This window comes from Bacillus sp. JJ1764, assembly GCF_036962145.1.
GTDB lineage: Bacteria > Bacillota > Bacilli > Bacillales > Cytobacillaceae > Neobacillus.
This window is the reverse complement of record NZ_JBALNY010000078.1, coordinates 19,335-25,048: the sequence shown is the minus strand read 5'-3', so window position 1 is coordinate 25,048 and position 5,714 is coordinate 19,335. Positions and strand designations below refer to the sequence as shown.

At 37.2% G+C, this 5,714-nt stretch carries 5 protein-coding genes; 2 read left to right on the top strand and 3 right to left on the bottom strand.

All coding sequences use genetic code 11. The features are described from left to right. Window positions 1-79: 79 nt before the first annotated feature. Window positions 80-1,033, bottom strand: coding sequence for a UV DNA damage repair endonuclease UvsE (gene uvsE, locus V7083_RS12385; protein ID WP_335478118.1), 954 nt, complete (start codon window positions 1,031-1,033; stop codon window positions 80-82). A 124-nt stretch (window positions 1,034-1,157) separates the two neighbouring features. Between uvsE and V7083_RS12380 the strand changes: the two genes are divergently transcribed. Further along, window positions 1,158-1,946 (top strand): hypothetical protein, encoded by a 789-nt coding sequence (locus V7083_RS12380; protein WP_335478116.1) that lies wholly within the window; start codon window positions 1,158-1,160, stop codon window positions 1,944-1,946. 26 nt (window positions 1,947-1,972) lie between these two features. On the opposite strand, the gene V7083_RS12375 is transcribed toward V7083_RS12380, so the two are convergent. Together V7083_RS12375 and V7083_RS12370 are read right to left on the bottom strand one after the other, a co-directional pair. Continuing rightward, window positions 1,973-3,541, bottom strand: a complete 1,569-nt coding sequence (locus V7083_RS12375; RefSeq protein ID WP_335478114.1) for a sensor histidine kinase — start codon at window positions 3,539-3,541, stop codon at window positions 1,973-1,975. Next, window positions 3,531-4,247 carry a response regulator transcription factor gene (locus V7083_RS12370; protein ID WP_335478112.1) on the bottom strand — a complete coding sequence of 239 codons (717 nt, stop codon included), beginning with the start codon at window positions 4,245-4,247 and terminating at the stop codon, window positions 3,531-3,533. The genes V7083_RS12375 and V7083_RS12370 overlap by 11 nt, the downstream gene beginning before the upstream one ends. A gap of 244 nt (window positions 4,248-4,491) precedes the next feature. Here V7083_RS12370 and V7083_RS12365 point away from each other — a divergent pair, with 244 nt between their 5' ends. Further along, a complete protein-coding gene (locus V7083_RS12365; RefSeq protein WP_335478110.1) occupies window positions 4,492-5,670 on the top strand; it encodes an MGDG synthase family glycosyltransferase in 1,179 nt (392 codons plus the stop codon). Window positions 5,671-5,714 lie beyond the last annotated feature (44 nt).

Genomic DNA, 5,714 nt, shown 5'->3' with positions numbered 1-5,714 from the left:
GTCGTAAAATTTCACCGGTTTTTTTTTACAGAGGCGGGTTTTGTCCCAGCCTCTTTTTTTAAAATCGGCTTAAATAAATTCACCAATCCACCGAAGACCCAGAAATTCGTTTAACCCCTCTTAACGAAGCAATATCTTCAACCAGCTTGTGCATCGCCAAGTTTTTTTGTTTCGCTTCAATCATAATGTCAAAGTCCTGGTTCAGCTCCTTTGCCATTTTTAGAAAGGGGAGTACAAAATCTAAGTCTACATAATCCGCATGTGAACGATAGGCCTCTTCTGATTTTGGAGAAGATATATGTACCTTAGGGGAGAGATGGAACGAGTTCCATGTATCGAAAATGCGCTGTAGATAAAGGGGAAGGTCGACTTCTCCCTTATTGGCCATAAAATGATGATAATCAAGGATCATGGGGATGTTTTCCTTTTCACAAGTATCGAGTGTTTCTAGAACATCATAGGTCTTATCATCATTTTCCAACGTCATAACCTTTTTAATTTCTAGCGGCAGAGTTTTGATATTTTGATGGAAGCGGTTTAAAGAGGTTTCTTTGTCGCCATAGGCTCCGCCAATATGAATATTTATTAAAGCCGATCCAATTGCATCCATCGCTTCCAGCATCTTATAATGAAATTCCATATCTGTCACAGCATTTGTGGTTACTTCATCCCTCGGACTAGTAAAAAGGGTGAATTGGTTGGGGTGGAAGCTAACACGAAGTTTGAATTTTTTTACCAGCTGACCAAGCTCTTCCCATTCCTGTTTAAAAGGGGAGATAAAGTCCCACATCACTTCTGGATGAGTCGCTAAGGGGACAAGTGAACTGGAAAACCGGTACAATTCGATTTCGTGTGCAATGTTATAATAAAGAATTCTTTTTGTATGTTGTAGGTTTTGTGCTGTAATGGATTTTAGTTTTTCCATTCGTTCGTTTTTGGGAAGTGCTGAATATCTCGCAAAAGTAAGTGCCTTAGATGGACTTGCATCCCATAATCCTAATGCATTTGCTACGTAGCCGAATCGAATCTTCATCTGTTTTCCCCTTAATTTCCCAATCTATGGTAAGTATTTTTATCTTCCTCTATTCTCTATTCAATATACATCATTAGCATTATAATAGTGTGAAATATTAATTTTCTAAAAGGACAGGATTTCTATGAATTCTAAAACCATAAAAGGCTATGAAAAGTTAAAGGTTATCTACGAAAAAAACTTAAATGTTGATTTGCTAGCGGAAGATCTCTATACATGCCGGCCAGACAATCAAGCCTTACTAATAAAAAATGAAATGCATCAAAGGGATTTTGATGTGTATGGTGTAGAGATCAAGGGGAAAATTGCCGGATTTATTTTACGAGACGAATTGTTCGAAGGGACGGTTGATGATTTTTACAGACCGTTTCATTCGGAGGACCTCATATCAGATTCAACCTCATTAATCGAATTGCTCGAAATACTGAGAGACAGAAAATATATATTTATTCTGGAAAAAAATAAGGTTAGTAAAATTGTGACCATTGCGGATCTTCATAAGCAACCCATTCGGATGTTGGTGTTCAGTTTGATTTCACTTTTAGAAATGTTGTTAATTTCTTTAATTAAAGATGTCTTTCCGGATGATAGTTGGAAAGAGCATCTTTCCGATGAACGGTTAGTGAAAGCGACTGAAATGCTGCATAAACGAATGGAAAAAAATGAGGGATTATCGTTACTGGATAACATTCAACTAGGGGATAAGGGGACGATTATCAGAAAAACACCGAAATTGATGAGTCAGTTAGGGTTTGAAAGCAATAGTAAGTGCAGGGAATTCTTCAAACATTTAGAGGTATTACGGAATAATACAGCACATGCCCAAGAAGAAATCTACCATGATTATCAAGAATTAATTGATATCATTTTACAAATCGACCGTGTTTTAGATTTTCATGTTACGAAACGCTGAAAGGACCGTCATTTTTGACGGTCCTCTCATGGGTTAATCGGCAAAACTATTGAAAACTGAATGACTTGATCATCATAGGAGACACATGTTGAACCATTATGCAAATCGATTATACTTTTGGTAATCGCTAATCCCAATCCAGCGCCGGACTTATTGGAAGAGCGAGAAGTATCTACTCGATAGAACCGATCAAATAATCTGGCAACCTCATCTTCCGATAAAGTTTCACAGGGGTTTGAAATGGAGATTTTCACGTTAGAACCCTCTTTGATCATTTTTACATAGATGTTTCCTGGAGGGGTGCTGTACTTTATCGCATTGCTTAATACATTTTCTAACGCTCGGACCATTTGATTGGGGTCAACCTCCATCAGAATATGATCTTTCGGAAGTTCACTTATAAACTTGACATTGTGATCTTGAGCAATGGGATCAAGTTCCTCCATTAGCTGCCTTAGAAGTTGGTTTAAGCTTACCCTTTCTTTTTTGAGCTGTACGCCTTCATAATTTAGGCGGGTAAAATCAAAAAGATCTTCAATTAATTTTTTTAATTGTTCTGATTTTCCATAGGCAATATCCACATATTCATCTAATTGGGATTGGTTTTTATACTGTCGGTCCTTCACAAGCCTTAAATATCCCATAATGGAGGTTAACGGTGTCCGCAAATCATGGGAGACATTTGTGATCAATTCATCCTTCAATTTTTCCGATTGGCGATCTCGTTCAATCATTTCATGTAATTCGGACGTCATGTAGTTGATATTTGTTGCGAGAGACCCCAATTCATCCTGACTTTTTTCCCGTATCCGATACCGTAAATTTCCTTTGGCTATTTCCTTTAAACCTAATGCGATTTCCTCAATTTCTGTCATTTTGCGTTTGGTAATGAAATAAAAACAGAGAATAAATGTGAGGGTTCCTAGTAGATAAGGTGTAACACCAGGTTCCGTTTCATAAAACACAGTTGCTTTTGGATAACCACTAACGATTACATAGTTTTTGTCACCATTTAAAGTAATGGGATACAATCTGGTGATTTTCGGATGCTCATTACGCTGTTTTCCGAAAAAAACCGTTTTGGCATTTGCCATTTCTGTCTTGAGATTGACTTCTGTTTTGGTCACGCCTTTTGATTTATAAAGAATTTTTCCGTCTGTATTTGTGACGACGATTTCCAGCTTGTTTTGTTGTTTATTTAGTAAAAATTGGATTAATTCCTGCTTGCTTAAATGATAAGCTAAATTTTCATCAACAGGAACTTTTATCCTGTCATTCGCAGCTACTGTGGTTGGTAGCCGCCGGTTAAGAAATGTTTTATTAAATTCAGGATCTTCAATTCCTAATTCTTTGACAAGTCCATTTATATCAAGGTTCATTTGATGAAATTGTTTTACTAATTCGCGAGCACTGTCATCAATTGTGACTATTCCTTCTGTATAATCAAGCTTTCGTTCTTTAAATTCTAAAATAGGGCTTGAGACAAAAGCAACTAGCAATGAAAATAGGATACAGATAATAAACGCTAAAAAAAGTTGAATACGGATGCTGCTCTTCACTAGTTGGGCAAGTTTTTTACTATATTTATTGTTCAATTTTATACCCTACCCCCCAAACGGTTTTGATATACCTTGGCGTCCGCGGGTTATTTTCAATTTTCTCCCGTAGATTTCGAATATGAACCATTACCGTGTTTTCAGAATCATAAAATGGTTCATTCCACACTCGCTCATAAATTCTTTCTGTGCTAAACACGACCCCAGGATTCCGAGCTAATAGTTCTAAAATGGCAAACTCCCTAGGTGTAAGCTTTACATCTTTCCCTTCAACTGAAACCGCATGTGTCGAAACATTCATGATCAGTTCATCAATCGTAATAACATCCATTTGTTGGCTGTCACTTGACTGAAGATTCCCATCCAAATGGTTAAGTCGAAGGTAACGACGTAGCTGTGACTTAATTCTTGCGACCAATTCTAATGGCTGAAATGGCTTTGTGACATAATCATCTGCACCGGTCGTAAGTCCCATTATTTTATCCATATCCTGCGATTTTGCTGATAGCATAATAATAGGAACATTTCTGCTTTCTCTAATTTTCATACAAGCTTGTATCCCATCGAGCCTCGGCATCATGATATCTAATACGACTAAATGAACGGTCTCACTCTCCAAGTACTGTAACCCCTCTATGCCATCTGCCGCTTTTAATACGTTATATCCCTCATTTGTAAGATAAATTCCAATAAGATCACGGATTTCTTTTTCATCATCTATGATTAAAATCGTTTCTTGTGACATGAAAACCGCTCCTTTCTATCTCCTAAATTTTACTCCATTCCTCTTAAGAAAAATCGATAGAATTTCTGAAGATTTTCTGAAGTTCTGCTTTTACTATTAAGAAAATCTTAAGAAAGAACGGCATGTTTCCTTAAGAAGTTTTTTGTACCATCATTATAGCGCTTATTGTTGAAGACTGCTCATTCGTAAAAATACATGAATCAATAGAGATTATTCCGTCACGTATAAAAGGAGAGGATCCTGCATGAAAGCATTAAATAGAGAAAAAGTTTTAATTCTAACCGGTAACTATGGTGATGGTCACGTTCAGGTAGCAAAAGCTCTTCATGAAGCAATCCAGCTTCAATATTCGAATTTAGAATCTGTGATTTTTGATTTTATGGAGTGGGTTCATCCTTATTCCAATCAAGTCAGCCGGTTCCTATACCTACAAGGCGTGAAAACATTCCCACAGCTGTATGGATTTCTTTTTCAAAAAACTCGCCGAGCCAATACTTTATCTACTATTATGAAATCCATTTTCTCTTCAGGACTCGGGCGAATGCTTAAATTAATGAAAGAGGTGCAGCCATCAGTTGTAGTCAGCACTTTTCCTTTAGCCGCAGCTGTTATGTCGAAGCTAAAAACATATGGATTCATTGATATTCCTACCGTCACCATCATTACGGATCATACAGATCATAGCTGCTGGATTTACCCTAATACCGATCAATACATTGTGGGATCCACGATTGTCAAGGATTCCTTAATTCAATTAGGAGTAGAGGAGCATCGGATTGCCCACACCGGGATTCCCATTCGTCAGCAATTTTCTCAAGCCTTTCACCAAGAGGAATTGTATAAAAAACATGGGATCGATCCACATTTGCCTACAGTATTAATAATGGGCGGCGGGTGTGGAATGATTGGTGATGGCATTTCCAATATTCAAGAATTTGAGCAATTATCACGGCCGATTCAAATCATGGTTGTTTGTGGGCATAATGAAAAACTTCGTACGCAAATGTTGGAAAAAACAAAAGGTTCACAACATCATTTTTACATTATGGGTTATATAGATTATGTACATGAATTAATGGCTATTTCTGACCTAATGATTACAAAGCCTGGTGGAGTCACCACATTTGAAGCGATTGCGATGGAATTGCCCATGATTCTGTATAAGCCAATACCTGGTCAAGAACAGGATAATGCAAAATTTTTAGTAGGTTCGGGTGTTGCGGTTCAAGCTGAAACACACAATGATTTAATCAAAGAGTTATCTTATTTACTCTGCCATCCAGAACAGATACAGCTAATGAAAGAAAACTCAAAACGATTTCATCCAAAAGAATCTGCTTTTGCTTCATCAGAGATCGTTATTCATGCAAAGGACCATTATCAAAATAAACAAAAACTATCGTTATACATGATCGGTTCATAAGTAAAGTAAAAGAACCCTGTTGATAGGAGCGGAAGGCACGAAGA

Coding starts and splice junctions, on each gene's coding strand:
- V7083_RS12380 (WP_335478116.1), top strand. CDS start 1,158: ATGAATTCTAAAACCATAAAAGGCTATGAAAAGTTAAAGGTTATCTAC.
- V7083_RS12365 (WP_335478110.1), top strand. CDS start 4,492: ATGAAAGCATTAAATAGAGAAAAAGTTTTAATTCTAACCGGTAACTAT.
- uvsE (WP_335478118.1), bottom strand. CDS start 1,033: ATGAAGATTCGATTCGGCTACGTAGCAAATGCATTAGGATTATGGGAT.
- V7083_RS12370 (WP_335478112.1), bottom strand. CDS start 4,247: ATGTCACAAGAAACGATTTTAATCATAGATGATGAAAAAGAAATCCGT.